At 71.4% G+C, this 25,578-nt stretch carries 26 protein-coding genes; 9 read left to right on the forward strand and 17 right to left on the reverse strand.

Annotated elements, in window-relative coordinates:
* Positions 1–59 precede the first annotated feature (59 nt).
* The gene (locus ASF58_RS01730; RefSeq protein ID WP_244477155.1) at positions 60–416 is read right to left on the reverse strand and encodes a hypothetical protein; all 357 of its coding nucleotides are present in this window, start codon (positions 414–416) and stop codon (positions 60–62) included.
* A 284-nt stretch (positions 417–700) separates the two neighbouring features.
* Here ASF58_RS01730 and ASF58_RS01735 point away from each other — a divergent pair, with 284 nt between their 5' ends.
* Positions 701–1,573 carry a C40 family peptidase gene (locus ASF58_RS01735; RefSeq protein WP_055946650.1) on the forward strand — a complete coding sequence of 291 codons (873 nt, stop codon included), beginning with the start codon at positions 701–703 and terminating at the stop codon, positions 1,571–1,573.
* Here ASF58_RS01735 and ASF58_RS01740 read toward each other — a convergent pair.
* From ASF58_RS01740 to ASF58_RS01755, 4 genes are read right to left on the reverse strand one after another with little or no spacing between them, the layout of a single operon-like run.
* Positions 1,551–2,012 (reverse strand): low molecular weight phosphatase family protein, encoded by a 462-nt coding sequence (locus ASF58_RS01740; protein WP_055946653.1) that lies wholly within the window; start codon positions 2,010–2,012, stop codon positions 1,551–1,553. The two genes, ASF58_RS01735 and ASF58_RS01740, sit on opposite strands and share 23 nt — an antisense overlap.
* A gap of 39 nt (positions 2,013–2,051) precedes the next feature.
* The gene (locus ASF58_RS01745; protein ID WP_082512765.1) at positions 2,052–2,600 is read right to left on the reverse strand and encodes a UPF0262 family protein; all 549 of its coding nucleotides are present in this window, start codon (positions 2,598–2,600) and stop codon (positions 2,052–2,054) included.
* Between the two features lie 7 nt (positions 2,601–2,607).
* Positions 2,608–3,903 carry a histidinol dehydrogenase gene (hisD, locus tag ASF58_RS01750; RefSeq protein ID WP_055946657.1) on the reverse strand — a complete coding sequence of 432 codons (1,296 nt, stop codon included), beginning with the start codon at positions 3,901–3,903 and terminating at the stop codon, positions 2,608–2,610.
* A complete protein-coding gene (locus ASF58_RS01755) occupies positions 3,903–4,382 on the reverse strand; it encodes a DUF2948 family protein (protein ID WP_055946659.1) in 480 nt (159 codons plus the stop codon). The genes hisD and ASF58_RS01755 overlap by 1 nt, the downstream gene beginning before the upstream one ends.
* A gap of 294 nt (positions 4,383–4,676) precedes the next feature.
* Here ASF58_RS01755 and ASF58_RS01760 point away from each other — a divergent pair, with 294 nt between their 5' ends.
* A complete protein-coding gene (locus tag ASF58_RS01760) occupies positions 4,677–5,741 on the forward strand; it encodes a glycosyltransferase (protein ID WP_244477194.1) in 1,065 nt (354 codons plus the stop codon).
* Between the two features lie 205 nt (positions 5,742–5,946).
* Positions 5,947–6,276, forward strand: a complete 330-nt coding sequence (locus ASF58_RS01770; protein ID WP_055946665.1) for a hypothetical protein — start codon at positions 5,947–5,949, stop codon at positions 6,274–6,276.
* Between the two features lie 45 nt (positions 6,277–6,321).
* Here ASF58_RS01770 and murA read toward each other — a convergent pair whose 3' ends face one another.
* Both murA and ASF58_RS01780 read right to left on the reverse strand, forming a co-directional pair.
* Positions 6,322–7,611: a UDP-N-acetylglucosamine 1-carboxyvinyltransferase gene (gene murA, locus ASF58_RS01775; RefSeq protein WP_055946668.1), complete on the reverse strand. Its 1,290-nt coding sequence runs from the start codon at positions 7,609–7,611 to the stop codon at positions 6,322–6,324.
* A 160-nt stretch (positions 7,612–7,771) separates the two neighbouring features.
* Positions 7,772–8,011: a hypothetical protein gene (locus tag ASF58_RS01780; protein WP_055946671.1), complete on the reverse strand. Its 240-nt coding sequence runs from the start codon at positions 8,009–8,011 to the stop codon at positions 7,772–7,774.
* A 361-nt stretch (positions 8,012–8,372) separates the two neighbouring features.
* On the opposite strand from ASF58_RS01780, the gene hemA reads away from it, so the two are divergent.
* Positions 8,373–9,716 carry a 5-aminolevulinate synthase gene (hemA, locus tag ASF58_RS01785; protein WP_055946674.1) on the forward strand — a complete coding sequence of 448 codons (1,344 nt, stop codon included), beginning with the start codon at positions 8,373–8,375 and terminating at the stop codon, positions 9,714–9,716.
* Positions 9,717–9,734: 18 nt separating this feature from the next.
* On the opposite strand, the gene ASF58_RS01790 is transcribed toward hemA, so the two are convergent.
* Positions 9,735–10,268: a TspO/MBR family protein gene (locus ASF58_RS01790; protein WP_055946677.1), complete on the reverse strand. Its 534-nt coding sequence runs from the start codon at positions 10,266–10,268 to the stop codon at positions 9,735–9,737.
* A gap of 134 nt (positions 10,269–10,402) precedes the next feature.
* Between ASF58_RS01790 and ASF58_RS01795 the strand changes: the two genes are divergently transcribed.
* Both ASF58_RS01795 and ASF58_RS01800 read left to right on the forward strand, forming a co-directional pair.
* Positions 10,403–11,602, forward strand: a complete 1,200-nt coding sequence (locus ASF58_RS01795) for an aminotransferase class I/II-fold pyridoxal phosphate-dependent enzyme (protein ID WP_055948582.1) — start codon at positions 10,403–10,405, stop codon at positions 11,600–11,602.
* Positions 11,603–11,705: 103 nt separating this feature from the next.
* Entirely contained in the window at positions 11,706–12,128 is a 423-nt protein-coding gene (locus tag ASF58_RS01800) for a hypothetical protein (protein ID WP_055946680.1), read from the forward strand.
* Between the two features lie 15 nt (positions 12,129–12,143).
* Here ASF58_RS01800 and mdoH read toward each other — a convergent pair whose 3' ends face one another.
* A complete protein-coding gene (gene mdoH / locus ASF58_RS01805; protein WP_082512768.1) occupies positions 12,144–14,054 on the reverse strand; it encodes a glucans biosynthesis glucosyltransferase MdoH in 1,911 nt (636 codons plus the stop codon).
* A gap of 226 nt (positions 14,055–14,280) precedes the next feature.
* Here mdoH and ASF58_RS01810 point away from each other — a divergent pair, with 226 nt between their 5' ends.
* A complete protein-coding gene (locus tag ASF58_RS01810; RefSeq protein WP_244477195.1) occupies positions 14,281–15,756 on the forward strand; it encodes a glucan biosynthesis protein in 1,476 nt (491 codons plus the stop codon).
* 166 nt (positions 15,757–15,922) lie between these two features.
* On the opposite strand, the gene ASF58_RS26615 is transcribed toward ASF58_RS01810, so the two are convergent.
* The gene (locus ASF58_RS26615) at positions 15,923–16,096 is read right to left on the reverse strand and encodes a hypothetical protein (RefSeq protein ID WP_181017261.1); all 174 of its coding nucleotides are present in this window, start codon (positions 16,094–16,096) and stop codon (positions 15,923–15,925) included.
* A gap of 282 nt (positions 16,097–16,378) precedes the next feature.
* Here ASF58_RS26615 and ASF58_RS01820 point away from each other — a divergent pair, with 282 nt between their 5' ends.
* Positions 16,379–18,703, forward strand: a complete 2,325-nt coding sequence (locus ASF58_RS01820) for a Tex family protein (RefSeq protein ID WP_055946686.1) — start codon at positions 16,379–16,381, stop codon at positions 18,701–18,703.
* A 66-nt stretch (positions 18,704–18,769) separates the two neighbouring features.
* On the opposite strand, the gene ASF58_RS01825 is transcribed toward ASF58_RS01820, so the two are convergent.
* The 6 genes from ASF58_RS01825 to ASF58_RS01850 all read right to left on the reverse strand — a co-directional run bounded on the left by ASF58_RS01825 (position 18,770) and on the right by ASF58_RS01850 (position 24,332).
* Entirely contained in the window at positions 18,770–19,330 is a 561-nt protein-coding gene (locus ASF58_RS01825) for a DUF4337 domain-containing protein (RefSeq protein ID WP_055946689.1), read from the reverse strand.
* An 89-nt stretch (positions 19,331–19,419) separates the two neighbouring features.
* Entirely contained in the window at positions 19,420–20,466 is a 1,047-nt protein-coding gene (locus ASF58_RS01830) for a sulfate/molybdate ABC transporter ATP-binding protein (protein WP_055946692.1), read from the reverse strand.
* A 4-nt stretch (positions 20,467–20,470) separates the two neighbouring features.
* A complete protein-coding gene (cysW, locus tag ASF58_RS01835) occupies positions 20,471–21,355 on the reverse strand; it encodes a sulfate ABC transporter permease subunit CysW (RefSeq protein WP_055946695.1) in 885 nt (294 codons plus the stop codon).
* Positions 21,348–22,247, reverse strand: a complete 900-nt coding sequence (gene cysT, locus ASF58_RS01840) for a sulfate ABC transporter permease subunit CysT (protein ID WP_082512769.1) — start codon at positions 22,245–22,247, stop codon at positions 21,348–21,350. The genes cysW and cysT overlap by 8 nt, the downstream gene beginning before the upstream one ends.
* 63 nt (positions 22,248–22,310) lie before the next feature.
* On the reverse strand, positions 22,311–23,306 hold the full coding sequence (locus ASF58_RS01845; protein WP_244477196.1) for a sulfate ABC transporter substrate-binding protein: 996 nt from the start codon (positions 23,304–23,306) through the stop codon (positions 22,311–22,313).
* A gap of 837 nt (positions 23,307–24,143) precedes the next feature.
* Positions 24,144–24,332, reverse strand: coding sequence for a hypothetical protein (locus ASF58_RS01850; protein WP_055946698.1), 189 nt, complete (start codon positions 24,330–24,332; stop codon positions 24,144–24,146).
* A gap of 391 nt (positions 24,333–24,723) precedes the next feature.
* Here ASF58_RS01850 and ASF58_RS24680 point away from each other — a divergent pair, with 391 nt between their 5' ends.
* On the forward strand, positions 24,724–24,951 hold the full coding sequence (locus ASF58_RS24680; RefSeq protein WP_082487457.1) for a hypothetical protein: 228 nt from the start codon (positions 24,724–24,726) through the stop codon (positions 24,949–24,951).
* Between the two features lie 123 nt (positions 24,952–25,074).
* Here the strand turns inward: ASF58_RS24680 and ASF58_RS01860 are convergent, their stop codons facing one another.
* Positions 25,075–25,467, reverse strand: coding sequence for a hypothetical protein (locus ASF58_RS01860; protein WP_055946704.1), 393 nt, complete (start codon positions 25,465–25,467; stop codon positions 25,075–25,077).
* Positions 25,468–25,578: the final 111 nt, after the last annotated feature.

The following is a 25,578-nucleotide window of genomic DNA, read 5'->3' on the forward strand; positions in this document are numbered from 1 at the left end:
AGAGTCTGGACTGGTCGAGGGACGGGAAACGCCGGGCCGGGGAGAACCGGCCCTCCCGGTCAGGGGCGCCCGATCGGCGGGCGTCCGCGCCGCTCGACCACCACCGGCGGCCGGGTCCGGCGCTCGACGATGACGGTGCGCGGTGCCCGGCTCGGGCTGGCGGCGGTGAGGATGCGCTCCGGCATCCGGTCCGAGACCCGGTCGGGCCTGGCCTCCGACCGGACCTTGGCGGCGGCGACCACGTGCTCGCGCACCGCCTCCGGCGGCAGGCCGATCAGGCCGGCGGCGATCTCTACCTGCTGGTCGATGTCGTCGGCGAGGTCCTGGGCCGCGGCGACGGCCTCCGGGATGGTCGGCGGCTCGCGCCGCACACGGATCGGCGGGAGATCCTGGAAAGATTTCGAGGGCTTCTTCACGGCGCGACTCGCTTCGGGCATTACCGGACCATACGCGCGATCCGGCTGTTTGTGCAGTGCACACATTCGCGGGCGAGCCGCGCGTTCGGCGCATCGCGGCGGCGTGATCGATGTCCGGTCAGCCGCCATGGCGCGTCCCCGAACGGGCCTGCATGGGCGAGAAGCGTCCTGCCGGCGGATTGGGCAAATCCGGGCGTCGAAATGCCGCGCTCCCGCGGGAATTGTCCGGGCGGTTGCGATGCGGCCGGCGAGCGCCGATAGTCGGAGCCGGGATGGGTGGAGCTATGGCGGAATCCCTCTTCGATCTCTCCGACCCGCGTCTCGTGCCGGCCCGGCCCGAGATCGCCGATGCCCGCCTGCGCGGCCATGTGGCGGCCGAACGCTACGTCGTGGGCGAGGCGCGCGCGGTAGTCGTGCCCTCGGCCCCCTTGCGCCGGACGCCGCGCTTCGATGCCGGCCTCGAAACCGAGGCGGTGATGGGGGACGCGGTGACCGCCTACGGCGCCGAGGAGGGCTTCGCCTTCGTCCAGTTCGCCCATGACGGCTATGTCGGCTACCTGCCCGAGGCGGCCCTCGGCCCCGCTCTGGCACCGACCCACCGCGTCATCGCCCTGCGCACGTTCCTCTACCCCGGCCCGGACCTGAAGCAGCCCGCCAGCGGCTGGCTGACCCTGGGCGCCCGCCTCCACCCGGCGGAGACTCAGGGCGACTATTTCCGGATCGCGGGCGGCTACGTCTTTGCCGGCCACTGCGCACCCCTCGACGCGGTCGAACCCGATTACGCCGCCACCGCCGAACGCCTCGTCGGGACGCCCTATCTCTGGGGCGGGCGCACCAGTCTGGGTCTCGATTGCTCGGGCCTGGTCCAGCTCTGCCTCGCGCAGGCCGGGCGGCCGGCGCCGCGGGACGCCGACCAGCAGGAGCGCGGGCTCGGCGAGGCCCTGCCCCCGGACTTCGGGGACCTGCGCCGCGGCGATCTCGTGTTCTGGCGCGGCCATGTCGGGCTGATGCTCGACGCCACCCGCCTCATCCACGCCAACGGCCACCACATGGCGGTGGCGGTGGAGCCCCTCGCCGAGGCCGTCGCCCGTATCCGGGAGAAGAGCTACGGCCCGGTGACGTCGCTCCGGCGTCTCAGCCCTTCAGCCGCATCTTGATCCGGTAGACCAGGCCGTCGCGGACGTCGCGGTAGGCGTCGAGGCGCTGCTCCCGGGTGCCCTCCTGGATGTGGGTCGGGTCTGGGGTCGGCCAGTACTCGACCTCGACCGCGTTGGTGCGGGTCAGCTCCAGGGCGGCGTGGTGCGCTTCCGGCGCCAGGGTGATGATGAGGTCGAAGTTCAGGCCCTCCCACTCCTCGAGCTGGGCCAGGGTGCGCGGCTTGTGACGCGCCGCGTCGATGCCGATCTCGTCGAGGGCCGCCACCATGAAGGGATCGGCCGGTTCGCCGGAGCGCACCCCGGCCGATTGCACGTAGATCGACCTGCCGAAGTAATGGCGTGCGATGGCCTCCGCCGCGAGCGAGCGCACGGCGTTGAAGTTGCACATGAACAGGGCCGACTGCACGCGCGTCTTCTTCGGGCCGGTCGCGTCCGCCATCCGGTCGTCTCAGCCTCGCACTTCGAGAGGGGTCGCGGCTCAGGCCTTCCAGTGCAAGGCGAAGACCAGGGTGAAGAGGCGGCGCGCGGTGTCGTGGTCGAGGTCGACCTTGCCCTCGAGGCGCTGGCGCAGCAGGTCGGACGCCTCGTTGTGCAGGCCGCGCCGGCCCATGTCGATCGCCTCGATCTGGGTCGGCGAGGCGGTGCGGATGGCGTTGTAGTAGCTCTCGCAGATCATTTCGTAGTCGCGGATCACCCGACGGAACGGGGTCAGCGAGAGGAGGTGGGTCATCACCGGTTCGCCGTCCTCGCGCTTGATGACGAGGGCGAGCTTGCTCTCCACGAGTCCGAGGGTGAGGGCGTAGGGGCCCTCGCGGCCGGGGACCGTGAAGCTGTTGTCCTCCAGGATATCGAAGATCGCGATGGCGCGCTCGTGCTCCTGATCCGGGTTGCCCCGGCCGATCGACTCCTCGTCAAGGGTCACCACCGCGAGGCGATGCGGCGACTTCGCCTTCGCCTCCGGTGCCTTTCCGGCCGACGCCTGGGCGTCCTGGGATTTCACGTCGCTCGATTTGGCCGCGCCGGACATCAGGCCCTCACAGGTTCAGGCGGATCGCCACCGAGCGGGCGTGGCCCTCCAGGCCCTCCGACCGTCCGAGGGCGATGGCCGAGGGGCCCAGCGCCCGGAGGGCCGCCGGGTCGCAGCGCAGGATCGTGGTGCGCTTCATGAAGTCGAGGACGCCGAGCCCGGAGGAGAACCGCGCCGAGCGGGCGGTGGGCAGGACGTGGTTGGGGCCGCCGACATAGTCGCCGATGGCCTCCGGCGTGTACGAGCCGAGGAAGATCGCCCCCGCATTCCGCACCTGGGCGGCCAGGGCCTCGGCATCGGCGGTCTCGATCTCGAGGTGCTCCGGGGCGAGGCGGTCCACCAGCGGCACCGCCTCGTCGAAGTCGCGCACCACCACGATGGCGCCGTAGTCGCGCCAGCTCGCCCGGGCGATCTCGGCCCGGGGCAGGGTGGTCAGCGCACGCTCCACCGCCTCGGCGACGTTGTCGGCCAGGGCCTCGGAATCGGTGATCAGGATCGACTGGGCCGCGGCATCGTGCTCGGCCTGGGCCAGGAGGTCGGCCGCCACCCAGTCGGGATTGGCATGCGCGTCGGCGAGGATCAGCACCTCGGACGGGCCGGCGATCATGTCGATGCCGACCTGGCCGAACACCCGGCGCTTGGCCGCCGCCACCCAGGCATTGCCGGGACCGACGATCTTGGCCACCGGCGCGATCGTGTCCGTGCCGTAGGCCAGGGCCGCCACCGCCTGGGCGCCGCCGACCCGGTAGACCTCGTCGACGCCGGCCAGATGCGCGGCGGCGAGGACCAGCGGGTTCAGGGTGCCCTCCGGCATCGGCACCACCATGACGACGCGGGGCACCCCGGCGACGCGGGCCGGAATGGCGTTCATCAGCACCGAGGAGGGGTAGCTCGCGGTGCCGCCGGGAACGTAGAGGCCGACGGATTCGAGGGCCGTCCAGCGCCAGCCGGCGGTGACCCCGAGGCTGTCGGTGGCCATGTGGTCGCCGGGCACCTGGGCGGCGTGGAACGCCTCGATGCGGGCGGCCGCGAACCGCAGGGCCTCCAGGGCCTCGGCCGGGCAGGCCGCGACGGCCGCCTCGATCTCGGCCGGGGTCACCCGCAGGGAGTCGACGGTGAAATCCTCACCGAACCGGTCGAAGCGACGGGTGTAGTCGACCAGTGCCGCGTCGCCGCCCGCGACCACGCCGGCGATGATGCCGCGCACGGTCTCGTCGACATCCTCCGAGATCTCGCGCTTGACGCTGAGCAGGCGCGCGAAGGCGGCGGCGAAGTCTTCGTCGCGGGAATCGAGACGGACCATCAGGCGTTTCCCTTCGGGGCGTTTCCCGCAATCGCGGCGCGTCCGGCGGCCACGGCCTCGTGGTCGGGCCGCCCTTCCACTTCCCAGACCGGCCCGAGATCCTTGAGCTGGGCCTCGATGCATTCGAGGTCCAGCTGGATCGCCGCGCCGCCGGCAAAGACCAGGGTGGCGGTGCCGGAGGGCGCCTCGGTCGGCTCGAAGGTGATGGCGAGGAGCTCGAGGGGCGCGTCCGCGTCGGTCCCCGGCGTGATTCCGCGGCTGCGCACGCGCAGCACCCGGTCGAAATGCATGCCGGTGAGGCGCCGGCGCGGCGGCGCGTCGTCCGCCGCCGACCAGTCGAAGCGGCGGGCCACCAGGACGAAGCGGTGCTGCGCGCCCAGATAGGCGAGGTCGCTCGCCTTCAGGATCGCATCCTGCAGGTGGGCGGAGATGACCGCCAGGTCTTCGGCATCGAGGGCGGCGAGCTTGAGAAGCTCCATGATCGGGTGTCGCGCTCTTGTCGGCGGGCCGGCCCGGGCGCGGGCTCGACCCTTCAAGGGATGGGAGCCGTAGGTAGCGAGGCGACCCGCCCACGGCAACTGGCGGGGGGCATTCCGGGAGTCGGACGTCATTCAGGATCCGGACAGCGAGACTGGGTCATTGTCCCTCCGGCCGAACCTGCTAGGGACCCGGCGCTGCGCCGCTCCTCCCCCGGCGAACGGAGTCGTCACGTGTCGGCCGCATCCCTGTCCCTCCCCGGCGAGGCCCCCCGGTCCCGCGACGGCGTCGCCGCGATCCGCGCGGTGGTCGCGATCCCGGTGCGCAACGAGGCCGAGCGCATCGCCGCCTGCCTGGGCGCCCTCGACGCCCAAACCGGCCTCCCGCCGGGCAGCCTCGGGGTGGTCCTGTTCCTCAACAACTGCACCGATGCCACCGAGGCCATCGTCGCCGACCTCGTGCCGCGGATGTCGGTGCCGGTCCGGGTCACGCATGTCGACTATGCCGGGGCCCATGCGGGCTGGGCCCGGCGCGAGGCGATGGACCGGGCCGCCGAATGGCTCGGCGCCGAGGGCATGATCCTGTCGACCGACGCCGACAGCCGGGTTCCGCCCGACTGGGTCGCGCGCAACCGGGCCGCCCTCGACCGCGGCGCCGACGCGGTGGCCGGCCGCATCCAGCTCGATCCGGACGAGCGGGCCCTGCTGCCGCCCTCCCTGCACTGGCGCGGCGACCGGGAGGACATCTACAGCGATCTCCTGACCGAGGCCGAGGCGCGCATCGACCCGGATCCGCACGACCCCTGGCCCTGCCATCGCACCACCATCGGCGCCACCTTGAGCGTCAGCGTCGCGGCCTACCGGGCGGTCGGCGGCATGCCGGCCATCGCCCTGGGCGAGGACGGCGCCTTCGTGGCGCTGCTGCTCGCCCAGGGCCTGCACGTCCGGCACGACCCGTCCATCCGCGTCACGGTCTCGGGGCGGCTGGTGGGACGGGCGCCGGGCGGCGTCGCCGACACCATCCGGGCGCGCTGCGAGAAGCCCGACAGCCTGTGCGACGCCCGCCTCGAATCGGTGCCGCGGGCGCTCTTCCGCTACGCCTGGCGCCGCCGCCTGCGCCGGCTGCACGCGGCCGGCCGCCTCGGGACCGAGCGCGGCTGGGCCCGGGCCCTGCGGATCCCGGAAGCGGACGCCGCCCGCGTCGCGGCCCATCCCCTGGCCGGACATGCCGTGGCCGAGGCCGAGCGCGCCAGCCCGCGCCTCGTCCACCGTCCCCTCGGGCCGCGGCAATTGCCCGCTCAGATCCGGGTTGCCCGGGCCGTGCTTCCGCTGGTGCGCCTCGTCACGCGGTTCCTCGGCTGAAACCCGCGCGGTCGAGACGCGGCAGGCCCCTCAGGCCGCGTTCAGCCCAGGGGCGCTAGACCGGGCCGTGATGAGACGGCACATCCGAGGGGAGCCATCCATGACGGGCAAGTCCACGAAAACCATCAAGTCCACGAAAACCATCAAGTCCACGACAACCATCAAGCCCACGACAACCATCAAGCCCACGACAACCATCAAGTCCATGACGACCATCAAGTCCACGATCCTCGCGCTCGCCACCGCGGCGACGCTCGGCACCGGCTTCGGCGCCTTCGAGGCGCGGGCGCAGTACGACGACGGCGACGACGACCGGCCGCGTCGCTTCGAGCGCCGCTACGACGCGGATCGCTACGAGCACCGGCGCTACGACGAGGACCGGTACGACCGGCGCCCCCGGGGCTATGGCGGCGGATTCGGGCGCCTCTGCCTGACCCAGCGCGGCAACTGCATCACCCGCCCGCAGCCCTACGGCTCCCGCTGCGGCTGCGACATCCCGGGCTTCGGCCGCAAGCACGGCGAGATCGGCGGCTGATCTTCCGAGGGCCCTCCGCCCCGTTCGGGCGGAGGGCCGGTTCCGTCAGCTGCGGACGCGGGTGATCTCGGCGCCGCAGCGAGCGAGCTTGGCCTCCAGGGCCTCGAAGCCGCGGTCCAGGTGGTAGACCCGGTTGATGCTGGTCTCGCCCTCGGCGGCGAGGCCCGCGATGACGAGGGAGACGGAGGCGCGCAGATCCGTGGCCATCACGGGCGCGCCCTTCAGGCGCTCGACGCCCTCGACGATGGCGAGGTCGCCCTCGAGCCGGATCCGGGCGCCGAGGCGGGCCAGCTCCTGCACGTGCATGAAGCGGTTCTCGAAGATCGTCTCGCGGATGTGGGACTGGCCCTTGGCCAGCGTCATCAGCGCCATGAACTGCGCCTGCAGGTCGGTGGGGAAGCCGGGGAACGGGTCGGTGGTGACGTCGACCGCGGCGATGCCCCCGCCGTTGCGGCGGATGCGGATGGTATCGGTGCCCGTCGTGATCTCGGCGCCCGTGGTGGCCAGCACGTCGAGGGCGGCGTGCAGCAGGTCCGCGCGCGTGTTCTCCAGGGTCACGTCGCCGCCGGTCATCGCCACCGCCATGGCGTAGGTGCCGGTCTCGATCCGGTCGGGCAGCACGTCGTGGCGGGCGCCGTGCAGGCGCGAGACCCCCTCGACGGTGATGCGCGGCGTGCCGGCGCCCTCGATGCGGGCGCCCATCTTGGTGAGGCATGCGGCCAGGTCGACGACCTCGGGCTCGCGGGCGGCGTTCTCGATCAGGGTCGAGCCGTTGGCCAGGGCCGCCCCCATCAGCGCCACGTGGGTGCCGCCCACCGTCACCTTGGGGAAGTGGATCTCGCCGCCGCGCAGGCCGTTCTTGGCCCGGGCGACGACGTAGCCGCCATCGACCTCCACGGTGGCGCCGAGGCGCTCCAGCGCCATCAGCAGCAGGTCGACGGGACGGGTGCCGATGGCGCAGCCGCCCGGCATCGAGACCCGGGCCTCGCCGAAGCGGGCGAGCAGCGGTGCGATCACCCAGAAGCTGGCCCGCATGGTCGAGACGAGCTCGTAGGGCGCCGTGGTGTCGATGACGTTGGACGCGGTGAGGCGGATGGTCTGGCCGGTCTCGGTGGTCTGGCCCGGGCGCTTGCCCACCACCATGTGGTCGACGCCGTGATTGCCGAGGATGCGCAGGAGGGCGTTGATGTCGGCCAGTCGCGGCACGTTGCCGAGCTCCAGCGTCTCGCCGGTCATCAGGCTGGCGATCATCAGGGGCAGCGCGGCGTTCTTGGCGCCCGAGATCGGGATCACCCCGTGCAGCGGCCGGCCGCCGATGATGTTGATGCGGTCCATTGTTTCTAAAACCTTGCCCAAATCTTTGCGCGCCCGGTGCGCATGCGGCGCTGCGAGCGGGAGAATTCCGAAATCGAAACCCGGCGGGACGTGAACCGTCCCCGCGGAAACGGCACCGTTATAGCCAAGTTTTGTCGAAAAGGAGGTTTTCGGCGCGCGATTAGGCTTCGCTGCCCGGCTCGGGTGTTTCCCCGGTCTCGGGTGTTTCGCCGGCTTTGGGCGGATCCTGGCGACCGCGCAGCTGGGCCTTGCGCCGACGCAGGTTGTCGCGCAGGGCCGCCTTCAGGCGCTCGGCCCTCTGCTCGGCCGCACTCTTGGGTTCTGCCACGCTCTTGGTCTCTGCCGCGCTCTTGGGCGTCGCCCGCGGGGGCGCTCCGGCCTCGGTCTCGTCGTCCATCATGCGCCGCGCCGGTCCGTCTGCGGGGTGAGTGTCGCGCACGGCGCGCCGGGTCGGGAGGACCGACGCGACGCATCGTCGCCACGTCGTTGTGTCGGCTTTGCAGCCCCGGGTCGATGGATGCAAAGCAGGAATGCGGTTGTCGACTTGAACCAATTCCAAGTTCACCTGTATCGTCGCGACCGCGTCGGGGAAACCCGCGTCAGAGGGCGAGCATCGTCAGCGACTCCTTCGGGAGTCCGCGCCAGGCTCGCTCACGAGACCGATTGCATCGAGGGCCCCCCGCACGAGGGTCCGCGTGGAAACGATCCCGCCAGAGGCCGCGACTCCACCGTAGGCCCCTCAGCCCAAGCGTGAAGGACGGATGCCCGTGAACCGCATGCCCGCGACGATCAAGATCAGCGACACCAAGCAGGGAGCGGGCCAGAAGTCCCACGACGGCTGCCGCGTGGGATCGCCGGCGCGGGGCCGGACCGACTACGAGACCCATTTCCGCACCGCCCTCGACCGCCTGCACGGCGAGCGCCGCTACCGCGTCTTCGCCGATATCGAGCGCATCGCGGGCCGCTTTCCGACGGCGCACTGGCGCAAGCCCGACGGCGGGACCTCCGAGATCACGGTGTGGTGCTCGAACGATTACCTGGGCATGGGCCAGCATCCGGACGTGGTCGGCGCCATGACCCGCACCGCCGCCCGCTGCGGCGTGGGTGCGGGCGGCACCCGCAACATCGCGGGCAACAACTCGCCCCTCGTCGATCTGGAGCGCGAGCTCGCCGACCTGCACGGCAAGGAGGCGGGCCTCGTCTTCACCTCGGGCTACGTCTCGAACCAGGCCGGCATCTCCACCATCGCCAAGCTGATCCCGAACTGCCTGATCCTGTCGGACGCCTTCAACCACAACTCGATGATCGAGGGCGTACGCCATTCGGGCTGCGAGAAGCGCGTCTTCCGCCACAACGACCTCGCCCATCTGGAGGAGCTTCTGATCGCGGCGGGCGACCGCCCCAAGCTGATCGCCTTCGAGAGCGTCTACTCTATGGACGGCGACGTCTCGGACATCGCCGCGATCTGCGACCTCGCCGACCAGTACGGCGCCCTGACCTACCTCGACGAGGTCCACGCGGTCGGCCTCTACGGTCCCCGCGGCGGCGGCATCGCCGAGCGGGACGGGGTGATGCACCGGGTCGACGTGATCGAGGGCACCCTCGCCAAGGGCTTCGGCTGCGTCGGCGGCTACATCACCGGCTCGGCGGTCCTCTGCGACGCAGTCCGCAGCCATGCCCCGGGCTTCATCTTCACCACCGCCCTGCCGCCGGCCATCGCGGCGGCCGCCATCGCCTCGGTGCGCTACCTCAAGCGCTCGAGCGGCGAGCGCGAGGCGCACCAGCGCCAGGCCGCCCGGACCAAGGCCGCCCTGGAGGCCGCCGGCCTGCCGGTGCTGCACACCGACACCCATATCGTTCCCGTGATGGTGGGCGATGCCGAGCTGTGCAAGGCGGCAGCCGACCACCTGCTGGAGCACCACGGCATCTACATCCAGCCGATCAACTACCCCACCGTGCCGCGCGGCACCGAGCGCCTGCGCATCACGCCGTCGCCCTTCCACGACGATGCCCGCATCGCCCGGCTCACGGCGGCGTTGACCGAGACCTGGGACACCCTGGACCTGCCCCGCGCCGGGACCGTCTTCGTCGAGGCGGCCGAGTAGGCCGCCCCGCGGCGCCCCTCAGTTCAGGCGCCAGATCGCGCCGGTGAGCACGGTGGCGAAACCGACCCAGGCGGCGTAGGGCACCAGCAGCCACGCCGCCGCCCGGTCGAAGCGCCAGGACAGGCGGATCGTCCAGAGGATCATCACCCACATCGCGGCCGAGACCACCAGGGCGGCCCCCAGCGCGTGGGCGGCGAAGAAGGTCGGGGTCCAGGCGGCGTTGAGGGCGAGCTGTACCGCGAAGGCGGCCAGCGCCAGGCGCCACGGCCCCAGGGTCGGGCCGCCGCGCGGCTTCGCTCCGAGAAGGCGGAAGGCCGAGACCGCGATCATCGCGTAAAGAATCGTCCAGGCGACCGGAAACGCCCAGTTCGGCGGGTTGAAGGACGGCTTCGTCAGGCCGGCATACCAGCCCTCGATGTTCGGCCCCGTGGCGGCCGAGCCCAGCACGGCCGTCAGCGCCACGGGCAGGATCGCGACCGCCAGCCGCCAGGGCAGGGCGAGGGCGGGCTCGGCGGGAACGTGGATCGGTGACGATGCGGGCGCGCGGGACATGACGAGCGGTTTTCCTTGCCTCTGACCGGGCCTCGGGACGGAGCGCCGAGACCCCGGCTTGCGGTCCGTGCACAGGTCTGCGAGGCCGGGTCCATCGAATCCCGACCTCGCGGACACGCTCCATGCCGGATCCCCTGTCAGAACCGAACGCGCCGAACGGTCCTTCGGATGCCGCGCCCGCCTTCACCCCAGCTTCCGCCTTCACCAAGCGCAGTCTCGCCGCCCAGGCCCTCGGCCGGGTCGATCCGGTGACGCGGGGCGTGGTGACGCCCCTGCACCTAGCCACCACCTTCCTGCGGGATCCCGACAACGGCTACAGCTCGGGCTTCTCCTACGCCCGGCCCGACAACGCCACCGTGCGCGAGGCGGAGGCGGTCCTGGCGATGCTGGAAGACGCGGCGGCGGGTGCCCTGCTGTTCGGCTCCGGCATGGCGGCCGCCACGGCCGTGTTCACCGCCCTGGAGCCCGGCGATCACGTGGTGGCGCCCCGCGTGATGTACTGGGGCCTGAAGCGCTGGCTCAACGCCGAGATGCCGCGTCGGCGGATCGCGGTCGATTTCGTCGACATGGACGACCTCGCTGCCCTGGGGCGGGCGATCCGCCCGGGCGCCACGAAGCTCGTCTGGATCGAGACACCGGGCAATCCCCTCTGGACGATCACGGACATCGCCGAGGCGGCCCGCCGCGCGCACGCGGCGGGCGCGCGGCTCGCCGTCGACTCCACCGCCGCCTCGCCGATCCACACCCGGCCGCTGACGCTGGGCGCCGACATCGTGATGCACTCGGCCACCAAGATCCTGAACGGCCACTCGGACGTGGTGGCGGGGGTGCTGGCCGGCGCCCGGGTGGACGCGTTCTGGGAGCGCCTCGTCGCAATCCGTTCCGGGGGCGGCGCGATCCTGGGTCCGTTCGAGGCCTATCTGCTGATGCGCTCCCTGCGCACCCTGCCGTTGCGGGCGGCGGCGCAGGCTGCCAGCGCCGCCGCCCTCGCCCGACGCTTCCAGGGCCATCCCGGCATTTCGCATGTCCTCTATCCCGGCCTGCCGGACGATCCCGGTCACGCGGTCGCGGCCCGGCAGATGGAGGGCGGCTTCGGCTACATGCTGTCGATCCGGGTGCGGGACGGCGAGGCGGCGGCCATTCGCACCGCGGCGCGGGTGCGGCTGTGGAAGCGGGCGACCTCCCTGGGCGGTGTCGAGAGCCTGATCGAGCACCGGGCCTCGGTGGAGGGGCCGGACTCCCCGTGTCCCCCCGACCTGCTGCGTCTCTCCACCGGGATCGAGGCGGTGGACGACCTGTTCGCCGATCTCGACGCCGCCCTGCGGGGCCCGTGACGTTTTCGGTGGTGCCGCGGGCGGAACTCGCGCGTTGGTGGGGCAAATCCCGATCCTGCCGCCCGATCGCGGCGCAGGGTCATGGCTCGAGAGACCGCTCCCCATGATGAAGCCCGTCCTCCTCTCTGGAACCCTCGCCCTCCTGTGCCTCGCGACCGCCGCCCGGGCCGAGAGCGGCCCGCCGGACCTGAACATCGAGCGGACCTGCCGGTCGGCGGCCTCCGCGAGCGTCAGCGACAATGCCAGCCAGGAGGGATGCCTGCGCTCCGAGCGCGCCTCGCGCGACGAGATCAAGCGCCGCTGGAACGAGTTCACCCCGGCCGCCAAGAACCAGTGCGAGAAGCAGTTCGAGGCCGGCGGGTTTCCGTCCTACGTCGAGATGGTGACCTGCCTCGAACTCGCGAGCGGCACCGGCCTGCCGAAGCAGTCGGATGATTCGCGCGCGGGCCGGGGGACCAGCAGCGCCACCAAGGAGCCGAGCCCCGCCCAGCGCACGGACCCGATCAAGGTGCTCGAGAACCAGTAGGCCGACGATCCCGCGTCAGCTCGACGAGGCCGGGACCTCGTCGGCAATCCAGGCCGGCTGCGGCCGGCCGCGACCGGGCTCGGCCGCCCCGCCCCGGCTCTGCGCCAGGGCGGTGAGTTCCGGCGCCCGGGCGGTGTCGTCCACCGTCAGGAACAGGCGCCGCCCTTGCGAGATCCGGCCGAGGCGGGCGCTGCTCGTCAGCACGCTCTGGGCCGGGCTCGACAGCAGGCCGAGGGCCACCGGTGCCATCCAGAGGGCGAGCCACGGGTCGCCCGCCCAGGCGAGGCCGCCCGCCAGCAGGCCACCCGCCACGAGGGTGTCGACCTGGAGCCGGCACGCTTCCCGCCACGGCACGCGGCGATCGTCGCGCACCTGGGCATCCCAGCGCACCACGCGGCCGACGAAGGTGGTGGCCACGGCGCCCGCCGCGAACAGCGTCATCACCGGCCAGAGCAGGACCCAGATCGCCTGTTCGAGCGCGGCGCTCTTCAGGAGCGAAGCGGTGCCGCCGAAGGCCGCCCGGCGCTCGCCGGACGCCAGGACGTGAAAGAGGCTCAGGAGCTTCGGCAGGGCCAGGATCGTCAGGACGAGGGCCGCCAGGGCGTGGGCGGCCGCGCCCGTGCCGGTGAGGCCGTAGCCGAGGAGGCCGAGGTCGCCGGTCCGCGCCGCCTGCAGCGTTCCGAGGGCGAGGAACAGGACCCAGAGCGGGCAGGCCATGTAGGACAGGATGCCGACGGCGAGGTGCCAGCGGCTGGCGGGGCGCAGGCCCGGCATGGCGGTGACGCGCAGGTGCTGCATGTTGCCCTGGCACCAGCGGCGCTCGCGCCCGAGGAGGTCGACGAGGTTCGTCGGCATCTCCTCCCAGGTGCCGCCCATCTCCGGCAGCAGGCGGACCTCCCAGCCGGCCCGGCGCAGGAGCGCGCCCTCGACGATGTCGTGGCACAGGATCTCGCCGCCCAGCGGTGCCTTGCCGGGCAGCACCGGCAGCGCGGCGTTGTCGGCGAAGGCCGCGACCCGCACGATCGCGTTGTGGCCCCAGTAGCTGCCGTCGGGCCCCTGCCAAGTTTCCAGGCAGCGGATCGCCAGGGGCGCGTACAGCCGCACGGCGAATTGCTGGATGCGGGCGAACAGGGTGTCGCGCCCGGTGGCGTAGGACACGGTCTGGATCAGGCCGACCCGGGGGCTCTCCTCCATCAGCCGGGCGAGGCGGCGCATGGCGCTGCCGGTCATCAGGCTGTCTGCGTCGAGCACGATCATGAAGTCGTACTCGGCCCCGTAGGTCTTGCAGAACTCGGCGATGTTGCCCGCCTTGCGGCCGGCATTGTCCCGGCGACGGCGATAGCGGATGCGCGGCAGGCCGGGGCCGTGCTGGCGGGTCCAGGCCTCCATCCGGGCGAATTCATGCTCCTCGATCGCCGCGATGGCCCCGTCCCGCGTGTCGGAGAGAACGAAGATGTCGAGGTCGCCGCCGTCGCCCCCGTCGCGCTGCAGCGAGCGGGCCATGACCCGCAGGGCCGCGAACACCGCCACGGCGTCCTCGGCGTGGATCGCCACCACCGCCGCCGTGCGACTCAGGCCCGAGGCCTCCGCCGGGACGGTGAGGGAGCGCCGCTCCAGGGCGGATTTCGCCCGGTCGCCGAAGGCCGTGGCCACGAGGCCGTAGACGTATTGCCAGGCCACGAAGGCCTGCCAGGTCATGACGAGGGCGAAGAGCCCGAGCACCGCTCCGCCGAGGAGGCCGGACGGCGTCCCGTAGGCGGCCCGCGCCAGGGCGGTGACGGCTGCCCCCAGGACGAGGGGTGGCAGGGCCAGCAGCAGGCGGCGGCCCCGGAACCCGCCGGGGCGGGCTCCGGGGGCGTCGAGGGCGATTTCCAGCGAACCCGGGATTTCAGCCGCCGGGGCGTCGTGCGACAACCTGTGGGACATGGGACGCGGGAAACTCGAAGGAGGGACACCGCGATCCGCCACCGGGCACGATGCCGGCAAAGGGGAAGCGATGCGCGATGGCGAGGGTCTCGAAGGATGCGGGCGGACCGAACCCTTCTCGCGGCGGCAGGCCCTGCGGACCACGCTGAGCGTGGCCGTCGGGATGATCCTCCCTACCGCGCAGGATCTGAATGCGGGCCGAACGCGCGCCGCGGCCCTCGCTCCCATAACATTTGACGCCGTGAAGGCGAAGGCGCGGGCGCTCGCGGCGCACCCCTACGCGGCGCCGCAGGACGATCTGCCGCCGGCCCTGGCCGGCCTGTCCTACGACGGCTACCGCGCCATCACCTTCCGGCCGGAGGCGAGCCTGCCCCTGGGCCGCCGCTTCTCGGCCCAGCTGTTCCATCGCGGCTTCCTGCAGCGCAAGCGGGTCGCCCTCGTCCTGCAGCCCCGCGACGGCCCGGCCCGGGCCATCGCCTACGCCCCCGACCTGTTCGAGCTCGGGCCGGACCTGAAGGGCCGGAGCTTCGCGCCGGATCTCGGCTTTGCCGGCTTCCGGCTGCACTATGCCTTCGCGGCCGACCGGCCGGCGGATCAGGAGGAATTCCTGGTCTTCCTCGGCGCCTCCTACTTCCGGCTGCGCGGATTCGGCCAGGAATACGGGCTCTCGGCCCGGGGCGCCGCCATCCGCACCGGGGGGCCGGGCGCGGAGGAATTCCCCGACTTCACCGCCTTCTGGATCTGCGAGCCCGAGGCCGAGGCCCGCGCCATCGAGATCTGGGCGCTGCTCGATTCCCCGAGCCTCGCCGGGGCCTACCGCTTCCGCGTCGCGCCGGGCGACCCCTCGGTGATGCAGGTCGAGGCGTCGCTGCATCCCCGGACGACCCTGGAGCATCTCGGGCTCGCCCCCCTCACCAGCATGTTCCTGCACGGAGCCAACGGCCCGGGGGCACGGAGGGCCGAGCCCTTCGACGATTTCCGTCCGCAGGTGCATGATTCCGACGGGCTGGCGGTGGTGACCCGGGGCGAGCGGCTCTGGCGGCCCCTCGTCAACGGCCGGGCGCAACCGCAGATCTCGGCCTTCGGCGTCGACCCGCTGGAGGGTTTCGGCCTGCTGCAGCGCGCCCGCGACTTCCCCGCCTATCTCGACGTGCAGGCCCGGCACGAGGCGCGCCCGGGGCTCTGGGTCACGCCCGAATCGGGGTTCGGGGCCGGCGCGGTCCGGCTCTTCGAGATCCCGTCGCGCGAGGAGTACATGGACAACATCGTGGCGGCCTTCGTGCCCGGCCCCCCCGTGCCGGCCGGGACCGAGCGGAGCGTGTCCTACCGCCTCACGACGGTCGGCGCGGAGCCGGCGGCCGTGGTGCCCGGCGCCCTCGGCCGGGTCGTCTCCACCCGCGTCGGCTCAGCCGAGCGCCTGCGCCCGACCACGCCGCCGAGCCCGGGCCGGCGCCTCTACGTCGTGGATTTCGAAGGGCCGGCCCTGCCGTCCGACCGGGGCGCGACCCTGTCCGCCGATGTCTCGGCCAGCGCCGGCACGATGGTCGACCCGGTGGTGGAGTTCGTGCCCCAGACCGGCGGCTGGCGGCTCTACGTCGAGTGGCGGCCGCCCGCACCGATGCCGGCCGGCGACGTGATCCTGCGCGCCCGCCTCCTCCGGGACGGCCGGGCCGTGACCGAGACCTGGGACATGGCCGCCTGAGGCTCCGGCGGTCCCGGGTCGATGGGGGCGAGCGGCCGCCGCAGCCGCGCCGCCGGCAGGCAAGCCGGCAACGGCCGCGCGCGGGGTGCGGGGACGGGCTCCGTCCACGGCCTCGCCACGGATCGAACGATCCGCGTCGCCTGGGTGTCGGAGGTCGCGGCCGGACCTACTGACAATCGTAGGATTGCGCGTCCGCGGGATGGGCGCCGAGGGTCAGCGCGTAGGTATCGATTCTCGAAATGGCCCGCGCCTCGGAGACCGGAGGCTTGGTCAGCATGGTGATGGTGAATGCAGCGGCGGCAATCACGAATGCTACCGCAAGCGTTGTCACTGAACGCATTTCAGCCTCCATTGGCAGGGTTTACTGCCAACACTTCGTTGTGCCGAGCGGTTTGGAGGCTAGATTGATTCGGTGGCCGCTTCAATCTTCGAATACTGGAAAAGACGGCTAAATATTGTGCGGTGTCGTGGGTCTCAGCCATGTTCGGCCCGGGCATCCAGGAGTGTGGTGTCCGTGCCCGTCGGACCCGCAGCACCGCTCCGCGCCGGGTTTCTCGCGGCGCCGGGTTTGACCGCCCGGCGGGCAGCCCTGTAGACACCCGGCCCCACCCGGAGACGCCCCATGGCCGCCATCAACACGAGTCTCGCCGCCGAACTCGGCGTCGCGGAATGGCAGGTGAAGGCCGCAGTCGACCTGCTCGATGGCGGCGCGACGGTGCCGTTCATCGCGCGCTACCGCAAGGAGGTCACCGGCACCCTCGACGACGCGCAGCTGCGCACCCTGGAGGAGCGCCTCGCCTACCTGCGGGACCTGGAGGAGCGCCGGGCCGCCGTGCTGCAGGCGATCGAGGCCCAGGGCAAGCTCGAGGCCGGGCTGAAGGCCCGCATCCTTGCCGCCGACACCAAGGCCCGGCTGGAAGATCTCTACCTGCCCTTCAAGGTGAAGCGCCGGACGAAGGCGCAGGTCGCCCGCGAGGCCGGCCTCGATCCCCTCGCCGAGGCCCTTCTCACCCGGCCGGACCAAGCCCCCGAGGGGGCCGCCCGGGCCTACGTGGACGCGGGCAAGGGCGTCGCCGACGTCGAGGCCGCCCTGGAGGGCGCGCGTGCCATCCTGATCGAGCGCTTCAGCGAGGACCCGGAGCTGGTGGGCTCCCTCCGCGAGAGCGGCTGGCAGCGCGGCCGGATGGTCGCCACGGTGAAGCCCGGCAAGGCCGCGTCCGGCGAGAAGTTCTCGGATTACTTCGACTTCTCGGAAGCCCTCGCGAAGCTGCCCTCGCACCGCATCCTGGCCCTGTTCCGCGGCGAGAAGGAGGAGGTGCTCGACCTCGCCATCGCCGATGCGCTGGGCGACGCGCCGGCCAAGGGACAGCCCGGATCGCAGGAACTGCGCATCGCCAAGACCTTCGGCATCCGCGACCAGGGGCGGCCGGGCGACGCCTTCCTGACGGAGACGGTCCGGCGCGCCTGGCGCACCCGCCTGAAGCCCGCCCTCGATACGGACCTGCGGGCGCGCCTCTGGGCGGCGGCCGAGGCCGGCGCGGTCACGGTCTTCGCCGGCAACCTGCGCGACCTCCTGCTCGCGGCCCCGGCGGGGGCGCGGCCGACCCTCGGGCTCGACCCGGGCTTCCGCACCGGCGTGAAGGTCGCGGTGGTCGACGCCACCGGCAAGGTGGTGGCCACCGACACGATCTACCCGCACGAGCCGCGCCGCGACTGGAACGGGGCCCTGATCGCTCTCGCCAAGCTCTGTCGGGCCCATGGCGTGGAGCTCGTCGCCATCGGCAACGGCACCGCCTCGCGGGAGACCGACAGGCTCGCCGCCGAGCTGATCGCCAAGCAGCCCGAGCTGACGCTCACCAAGGTGATGGTCTCCGAGGCCGGCGCCTCGGTCTACTCGGCCTCGGCCTATGCCAGCGCGGAGCTGCCCGAGCTCGACGTCTCGATCCGCGGCGCGGTCTCCATCGCCCGGCGCCTGCAGGACCCGCTGGCCGAGCTCGTCAAGATCGAGCCGAAGGCGATCGGCGTCGGCCAGTACCAGCACGATCTGGCCGAGGGGAAGCTCGCGCGCTCCCTCGACGCGGTGGTGGAGGATTGCGTGAACGGCGTCGGGGTCGACGTGAACACCGCCTCGGCGCCGCTGCTGGCCCGGGTCTCGGGCCTGACCGCGCGGGTCGCCTCGAACATCATCGTGCACCGGGACGCCCACGGCCCGTTCCGCAGCCGCACCAGCCTGAAGAAAGTGGCGGGGCTCGGGCCCAAGGCCTACGAGCTCGCCGCCGGCTTCCTGCGCATCCGCGACGGGAGCGATCCCCTCGATGCCTCGGGCGTGCACCCGGAGGCCTACCCGGTGGTGCGCCGGATCCTCGCCGCCACCGGCCAGCCGATCCAGGCGCTGATCGGCAATACCGGTGCCCTGCGCAGCCTGGACCCCAAGACCTTCACCGACGCCACCTTCGGCCTGCCCACCGTCACCGACATCCTGTCGGAGCTGGAGAAGCCGGGCCGCGATCCGCGCCCGGCCTTCCGGACTGCGACCTTCCAGGAGGGGGTCGAGAAGATCTCCGATCTGAAGCCCGGCATGCGCCTCGAGGGCGTAGTCACCAACGTGGCCGCCTTCGGCGCCTTCGTGGATGTCGGGGTTCACCAGGACGGGCTGGTGCACATCTCGATGCTGGCCGACCGCTTCGTCAAGGACCCGCGCGAGGTGGTGAAGCCCGGCGACGTCGTGCAGGTGCGCGTGGTGGAGGTCGATCCGAACCGCAAGCGCATCGCCCTGACGATGCGCTCGGACGAGGCCGGCGCGTCGCGTCCCGCCGCCCGCCGCGAGGCGCCGGCCGCTCCGCCTGCGAGACCGGCCCCGCGCGCGACGCCGGCGCCCGAGGCGGGCGGCGCCATGGCGGAGGCCCTGCGGCGGGCGGCCCTCGCCAAGGGGATGCCGAAGCGCTGAGCGCCCGGCCGGCTCTCCAGGCAGAGTCTTCCCGGCCCCCCACGGCGCGCGACCGGGCGCGAGGCCTCAGTGGAAGAACGGCAGGGCGTGCGGGGCGTAGAGGCCGAAGCCGAGGAGAGCGAGTCCGGCAACACCCAGGAGCCCGCCGCCGACCACCAGGGCGAAGATGCCGGTGATGACCTCCGCCGAGGCGAGCACGATGCCGATCTGGAAGGCGGCCGAGGCGAACTCGTAATGGTGGTAGCGGTGCAGGGCGAGGTCGCGCACCTCCTGCGAGTGCCGCGCCTTCTCGGCCAGTTCCTTGCGCCCCTCGCCGGTGGCGGGCTCGCTGTCCCAGCGGGCCATGGTCTTGGCCCACTCGGCGCGCTTGGCCTTCACGGCCTCGGAATTCGCGACCTCCGGCGGCAGCAGCGCCAGGGTCTCGTCGGCGGTCTTGAGGACGGTGCCCCGGATGGTGCGGGCCTGGAAATAGGCCCATTGGTTGGACGCCTCGACGTTGGCCCCGAGGGCGTCGGTCTGGGCGCCCTTGGCCAGGGTCTCGGCCAGCGCCAGGAACAGCGCCAACACCGAGATCAGCAGTGCCACGCGCTTGTTCGAACTGCCGCCCGCCCCGTGACCACCCGACATGCTGCCTCCTCCTGATTTGGACGGCGGCAGTCACACCCGATCGCGTCGGCGAGCGCAAGACGCTTTCCCGTCAGTCCGGAACCGCCGCCCTAATTCGGAAACACGTGGCCGCCGATGATCCGCAGACCCACGGGGCTGCCGGCGGCGAAGCGGTTGGTGTCGGCGGCCTCCACCACCACGGTCCTGCCCTCGGGCCGGTCGACCTCGATGCGCTGGCGCCCCTGCGTCCGGTAGGACGAGCGTACGACGCCCTGGAGATGGGCCTGGTCGCCCTCCGCGAACTGGAGCTGCCAGGGGCGGGCATAGAGCTTGACCGGACCGACGAGCCCCTCGGGGGCCCGCACGGGGGTCAGGCGGCCGTCGACGCGGACCTCGCCGCCCTGCGCGATCGCCTCGACCTCGATGGTGTCGCCGAGGAACTTCAGCACGGTGGCGGAGACCGGCGCCTCCTGCACCTCGTCCGGGGTGCCGACCTGCTCCAGGCGCCCCTTGTCCAACACCGCGACCCGGTCGGAGAGCTCCAGGGCCTCGTCCTGGTCGTGGGTGACGAAGATCGTGGTCTGCCCGGTGCGGTCGTGGATCTCGCGCAGCCAGCGGCGCAGGTCCTTGCGCACCTGGGCGTCCAGGGCGCCGAAGGGCTCGTCGAGCAGCAGGACCCGGGGCTCCACCGCGAGCGCCCGGGCCAGGGCGATGCGCTGGCGCTGGCCGCCCGAGAGCTGACTCGGATAGCGGTCGGCGAAGCCGGAGAGCTTGATGAGGTCGAGGAGATCGCCGACCCGGCGCCTGATCTCGGCCTTGGCCGGGCGCTCGGAGCGTTTCCGGGCGTTGAGCCCGTAGGCGATGTTCTCGGCCACGCTCATGTGCTTGAACAGGGCGTAGTGCTGGAACACGAAGCCCACCGCGCGCTGCTGCACGGGGAGCCGGGTCGCATCCTCGGCCCCGAACACGATGCGGCCCGCATCGGGGAAATCGAGGCCGGCGATGATGCGCAGCAGCGTGGTCTTGCCCGAGCCCGACGGGCCGAGCAGCGCCAGCAGCTCGCCCGCCCGCACGTCGAGGGAGAAATCGTGCAGAACCGCGGCCGTGTCGAAGGTCTTCGACAGCGCCTCGACGCGGATGGCGGTGGAGCCGCCCATCCGCTCAGTGGCCCCGGGCACCCGCGGCGATCTCGTCGGCGTAGCGCCATTCGAGGAGGGATTTGACGCAGAGGGTGACGAGGGCGAGGCCGGCCAGGAGGGAGGCGACGGCGAAAGCGGCAACGAAGTTGTACTCATTGTAGAGAATCTCCACGTGGAGCGGCAGCGTGTTGGTGAGGCCCCGGATGTGGCCCGAGACCACCGAGACCGCGCCGAACTCGCCCATCGCGCGGGCATTGCAGAGGAGCACGCTGTAGAGGAGGCCCCAGCGGATGTTGGGCAGCGTCACCGTCCGGAAGGCGTGCCAGCCGGACGCCCCGAGGGTCAGCGCCGCCTCCTCCTCCGCCGTGCCCTGCTCCTGCATCAGCGGGATGAGCTGGCGGGCGACGAACGGGAAGGTGACGAAGATGGTCGCCAGCACGATGCCGGGCACCGCGAAGATGACCTGGATGTCGTGGGCCAGCAGCCAGGGGCCGAGCAGCCCCTGCGCCCCGAAGACCAGCACGTAGATCAGGCCCGAGACCACCGGCGAGACCGAGAACGGCAGGTCGATCAGGGTGACGAGCAGGTTCTTGCCCCAGAACTCGAACTTGGCGATGGCCCAGGAGGCCATGATCCCGAAGACCAGGTTGAAGGGCACTGCGATGGCGGCCGTCAGCAGGGTCAGCCGGATCGCCGCGTGGGCATCGGCTTCCGTGAAGGCGGCGAGGTAGGCGGCAAAGCCCTTGGCGAAGGCCTGGGCGAACACGGTGAGCAGCGGCAGCACCAGGAACAGCGCCAGGAACAGGATCGCGATCCCGATCAGCAGCCAGCGGATCCAGCGGCCTTCCGTGACGACGCTGGCCGGGCGGGCCTCGGCCGGGGCGACGGGGGCGAAGGTCTCAGACATAGCCGAATCTCCGCCGGCTCCAGGCCTGGATCAGGTTGATGGCGAGCAGGGTGAGGAACGAGATGCCGAGCATGAGCGTGGCGATGGCGCAGGCGCCGCCGTAATCGTACTCGGACAGCTTGATGACGATGAGGAGCGGCGCGATCTCGGAGACGTAGGGCAGGTTGCCGGCGATGAAGATGATCGAGCCGTACTCGCCGACCCCGCGGGCGAAGGCGAGGGCGAAGCCGGTGAGCACCGCGGGGATCAGCGGCGGCAGCACCACCCGCACCAGGGTGTGGACGCGTCCCGCCCCGAGGGTGGCGGAGGCCTCCTCGATCTCCTTGTCGATCTCGGCGATCAGCGGCTGCACGGTGCGCACCGCGAAGGGCAGGCCGATGAACACCATGGCGATGTAGATGCCCACGGGTGTGTAGGCGGCCTCGATGCCGATCCGCGCCAGCTGCGCGCCCACGAGGCCGTTGGGGGCGTAGAGGGCGGCCAGCGCGATGCCGGCCACGGCGGTGGGGAGCGCGAAGGGCAGGTCCACCACCGCATCGACGATCTTGCGGCCGGGAAAGCGGTAGCGCGTCAGCACCCAGGCGATGACGAAGCCGAACACCGAGGCGGTCAGCGCCGCCATCAGGGAGACGCCGAAGCTGACGCGCAGGGCGCTGGCGACCCGCGGATCGGTGGCGACCTCCCAGATCCCCGCGAGGCCGAGGCCCGAGGCGCGCGTCACCAGGGCGGCCAGCGGCAGCAGCACGATCAGGCCGAGGCAGGTCAGGGTGTAGCCGAAGGCGAGCCCGAAACCGGGGATCACGCTCGGGCGGAGAAATCGCCGCTTGGGGCGGAGGGGTTCGGCGTGGAAAGGTTCGGCGCGGAAGGATTCGGCACGGGTGGGCGGGGCCATGGGGGTGTCCTGCTCAGGTCTCGGCCCCTTCCCCAGCGGGAAGGGGCGGGGAGGGCGGCTGCGTCAGCGCCCCGCCTTGCTCAGCTGGTCGAACAGGCCCCCGTTGTCGAAATTCTTCTTCTGGATCTCGTCCCAGTCGCCCTGCAGGTCCTCGATCTTGAACAGCTTCAGCTCGGGAAGCTGGGCCAGATCCTCGGGCTTGGCCGCCGCGCGGTTGAGCGGGCGGTAATGGTGCTTGGCGAAGATGGCCTGCGCCCGGTCGGAATAGAGGAACTGAAGATAAGCCTCGGCCTGTTTGCGGGTTCCCTTCTTGTCGACGTTGACGTCGACCAGGGCGACCGGCGGCTCGGCGTAGATGGAGGTCGGCGGCACGACCACATCGAACTTGTCGCGGCCGAACTCCTCGAACACGAGGTAGGCCTCGTTCTCCCAGGTCGGCAGCACGTCGCCGAGGCCGCGTTGCGCGAAGGTCACGGTGGAGCCGCGGGCACCGGTGTCGAGGACCGGGACGTTCTTGTAGACCGCCCCCACGAAGGCATTGGCCTTGTCGGCGTCCTTGCCCTCCCGCTCGTAGGCGTAGCCCCAGGCCGCGAGGAAGTTCCAGCGTCCCCCGGCGGAGGTCTTCGGGTTGGGGGTGATGACCTTGACGTCGGGCTTCACGAGGTCGCCCCAGTCCTTCACGCCCTTCGGATTGCCCTTGCGTACGAGGAACACCACGGTCGAGGTGTAGGGCAGGCCCTGGTTCGGCAGCTTCGTCCGCCAATCCGGGACGATCTTCTTCGAGATCCGGCTGATCGCGTCGATGTCGGAGGGGATGCCGAGGGTCACGACATCGGCCGGAATGCCGTCGATCACCGTGCGGGCCTGCGAGCCCGAGCCGCCATGGGCGGCACGCACGGTCAGGGTCTCGCCGGTCTTGGCCTTCCAGGCCTCGGAGAAGGCCGCGTTGATCTCGCGATAGAGCTCCCGGGTCGGATCGTACGAGACGTTGAGGAGCTCGGTCTGGGCGCAGGCGAGCGGGGGCGCGAGCAGGGCCGCGGCGAGGCCGGCGCCGAGCAGGGCCGCATGGCGGCGGGTGCGTCCGGTGGTCCGGGAAGTGGTCTCGCTCACGGGGATCTCCCAATCTGGCTCGCGCAGCCGGAGCGAAGTCTTCCGCATCGCGACCCCGGCGACGCTGGTTTCGTTCGTTTTAACGAACATTGTCAAGCGTCGGGACTCAGTCGGATAAGGCAGCACGAGCCCCATCGTTCCCGTGATATGGCCTGACCGAGAACGCTTTACACGATGTGGAGAACAGGATGCTCCCGCGGTTCCCGGCGGGAGAAGAACCTGCTGAGCGTGCGGGGGTTCTATAGAAAGGACATTCCGTTCAATCGTGGGATCCCATCCTGTGTTCAACGCATGGGCGTGGCGACGGGAGGCGATCGCCACGACCGTCCGCCTCGCTGCACCCGGCCGGATCTTCGGGCTCACCCCGGAGGCAGGATGTCCGATGCCCGCCGCTTCAAGGCTGCGGCCGAGAGCCGACAAGCGCGACCGAGACCACGCCGAGCAGCCCCGCAGGCGGGAGCCCCGGGGCGTCGACGGCCGCATGGCGGCCGATGAAAATTGCAGTGTGGTCGAGGACGGGGACGCGCCGGCCTCAGGCTGCGGCGCGCGACGTCCGGACGCTCAATCCGCCGCGACGGCGATGAGCGAGAACAGAGACGCCAGCAGGATGTTGCCGACGACGACGAGGGCGAGCGTGATCATGGAACTGCTTCATGTGAGAGCACGGCGGAGTGCGCGGGCTCATCGGATCAACGCACCACTAGCGATCCCAGCGTGAACCGTCCGTGAATTCACGCACATGCCTGGGAAACATCCGGAAACGCGGTAAACGGGTCACACCGCGGGCTAGCGCTTCCCCTTGCCCAGCCGGGCGAGCAGCGCTTCGAGCCGCGCGCCCGGCGGGTCGGCCAGGATGTCGGCGTAGAAGGTGCGGAGGGTGTGTCCGAGATGGCGGCGGACGCTGGGGCCGAGCGTCGGCGCGGCAGGCCGCACGGCATCGGCAGCGGACGAATATTCGCTTCGGGTCTTGGGCATGAGTCGGACCCTGGCCTCCGCATCCCGCGCGCGGCACGAGGCAGGGCGGGCGAAGCGTGACCGTGCCACCGATCGGTTAAGGATAAGCTGACGCCGTGACGGGCGCTGTCCGCCGACGCCCCGGAGCGACGAGCCCTATCAAAGGTTGTCAAGCGCATAAGATCAAATCGCCGGGCTAAAAAAAACCTCGGCGCGCGCCGCTCGGCGGAAATGGCGATCGGACAAAGACTTGGCCGTTCGACGGCGGCTCGGGTCGATGCTGAAACGGCTAACGGAGGGTTTCCGGTGATGGACGAATCCGTACGGATTCGCTTACAACATCCAAGCTCACGGCGCCGCAGAGTGGTTGTTTCTCGAACTCCCGCAACCAATAACGGGAATTATATCCGGCATGCAGAATATTACCATTACTGATCGAGAACGTGATGCTGTATTAGCCGCGCTTCGCTATTATCAATTCTATCGTTTGCAGGGCCATCCCTTCAGCCCGCATCAAGATCACTTGATCGATGCTATTGCGAGCGATTCCGGCGAAGCTCTTGATCTTGCAGAGATTGATGATCTCTGCGCCGGCCTGAACGGTAACGACCACGCGCTCGCGGCCGTCACCAGCGCCTGACATCCGACAGGCAGGTGGGGCGGATGCCGTCGCCGCCCCCGATGCACCCGATCCATCAGACCCGCGCCGGCCCCTGTTGACGGGGCCAGCGCTTCCCCCGAGCCGATGGCCGGGGCCCGCGCCTCAGGGCGCGCTGTCGACCTGCTTCTGCGCCCGATCGACCGCTTCGCCGCAGGCCTTGGCATCGCCCTTCTTGTCGGCGGTGCGCGCTTCGTCGAGGGCCACCTTCGCCTGCATCGCCTTGTCGCCGCCCTTTCCGGCCTCCGCCGACTTTTCCGGGGGGGCTGCCTCGGCCGAGCCGCTGCCGCCGCTTCCGGTGATGCCCTGACCGCCGCGCGCGCTCGCCGCGGCCTTGCCGCTGGTATTGGCGGAGATCGCCTCCTTGGCCAGATCCTTCACCGGTCCTTCGAGCTTGGCGATGCGATCGCTGCAGGGAGAGGCGAAAGCGGGCGCCGCACCCGCCACGAGGAGACCGGCGGCGAGACACCCGGCAACGGGCCCTGGGAAACGCATCATCGATTGCTGTCCTTGGTTCGGAAGGTGGAATCGGCCCGGCCCGGGCCGCCTCCGTCGGAGGGTCAACCCACGGGAGCGAGGCAGGGCTCCCTGCGCGGGACGTGAAAACCG

Origin of the sequence: Methylobacterium sp. Leaf125 (assembly GCF_001423085.1) — a bacterium.
Lineage (GTDB): Bacteria > Pseudomonadota > Alphaproteobacteria > Rhizobiales > Beijerinckiaceae > Methylobacterium.

What these genes read in the sequence shown, in the direction of transcription:
- ASF58_RS01735 (WP_055946650.1), top strand. Translation starts at nt 701, where the DNA reads ATGGCGGAATCCCTCTTCGATCTCTCCGACCCGCGTCTCGTGCCGGCC.
- ASF58_RS01740 (WP_055946653.1), bottom strand. Translation starts at nt 2,012, where the DNA reads ATGGCGGACGCGACCGGCCCGAAGAAGACGCGCGTGCAGTCGGCCCTG.
- ASF58_RS01745 (WP_082512765.1), bottom strand. Translation starts at nt 2,600, where the DNA reads ATGTCCGGCGCGGCCAAATCGAGCGACGTGAAATCCCAGGACGCCCAG.
- hisD (WP_055946657.1), bottom strand. Translation starts at nt 3,903, where the DNA reads ATGGTCCGTCTCGATTCCCGCGACGAAGACTTCGCCGCCGCCTTCGCG.
- ASF58_RS01755 (WP_055946659.1), bottom strand. Translation starts at nt 4,382, where the DNA reads ATGGAGCTTCTCAAGCTCGCCGCCCTCGATGCCGAAGACCTGGCGGTC.
- ASF58_RS01770 (WP_055946665.1), top strand. Translation starts at nt 5,947, where the DNA reads ATGACGACCATCAAGTCCACGATCCTCGCGCTCGCCACCGCGGCGACG.
- murA (WP_055946668.1), bottom strand. Translation starts at nt 7,611, where the DNA reads ATGGACCGCATCAACATCATCGGCGGCCGGCCGCTGCACGGGGTGATC.
- ASF58_RS01780 (WP_055946671.1), bottom strand. Translation starts at nt 8,011, where the DNA reads ATGATGGACGACGAGACCGAGGCCGGAGCGCCCCCGCGGGCGACGCCC.
- hemA (WP_055946674.1), top strand. Translation starts at nt 8,373, where the DNA reads ATGCCCGTGAACCGCATGCCCGCGACGATCAAGATCAGCGACACCAAG.
- ASF58_RS01790 (WP_055946677.1), bottom strand. Translation starts at nt 10,268, where the DNA reads ATGTCCCGCGCGCCCGCATCGTCACCGATCCACGTTCCCGCCGAGCCC.
- ASF58_RS01800 (WP_055946680.1), top strand. Translation starts at nt 11,706, where the DNA reads ATGATGAAGCCCGTCCTCCTCTCTGGAACCCTCGCCCTCCTGTGCCTC.
- mdoH (WP_082512768.1), bottom strand. Translation starts at nt 14,054, where the DNA reads ATGTCCCACAGGTTGTCGCACGACGCCCCGGCGGCTGAAATCCCGGGT.
- ASF58_RS26615 (WP_181017261.1), bottom strand. Translation starts at nt 16,096, where the DNA reads ATGCGTTCAGTGACAACGCTTGCGGTAGCATTCGTGATTGCCGCCGCT.
- ASF58_RS01820 (WP_055946686.1), top strand. Translation starts at nt 16,379, where the DNA reads ATGGCCGCCATCAACACGAGTCTCGCCGCCGAACTCGGCGTCGCGGAA.
- ASF58_RS01825 (WP_055946689.1), bottom strand. Translation starts at nt 19,330, where the DNA reads ATGTCGGGTGGTCACGGGGCGGGCGGCAGTTCGAACAAGCGCGTGGCA.
- ASF58_RS01830 (WP_055946692.1), bottom strand. Translation starts at nt 20,466, where the DNA reads ATGGGCGGCTCCACCGCCATCCGCGTCGAGGCGCTGTCGAAGACCTTC.
- cysW (WP_055946695.1), bottom strand. Translation starts at nt 21,355, where the DNA reads ATGTCTGAGACCTTCGCCCCCGTCGCCCCGGCCGAGGCCCGCCCGGCC.
- cysT (WP_082512769.1), bottom strand. Translation starts at nt 22,247, where the DNA reads ATGGCCCCGCCCACCCGTGCCGAATCCTTCCGCGCCGAACCTTTCCAC.
- ASF58_RS01850 (WP_055946698.1), bottom strand. Translation starts at nt 24,332, where the DNA reads ATGCCCAAGACCCGAAGCGAATATTCGTCCGCTGCCGATGCCGTGCGG.
- ASF58_RS24680 (WP_082487457.1), top strand. Translation starts at nt 24,724, where the DNA reads ATGCAGAATATTACCATTACTGATCGAGAACGTGATGCTGTATTAGCC.
- ASF58_RS01860 (WP_055946704.1), bottom strand. Translation starts at nt 25,467, where the DNA reads ATGATGCGTTTCCCAGGGCCCGTTGCCGGGTGTCTCGCCGCCGGTCTC.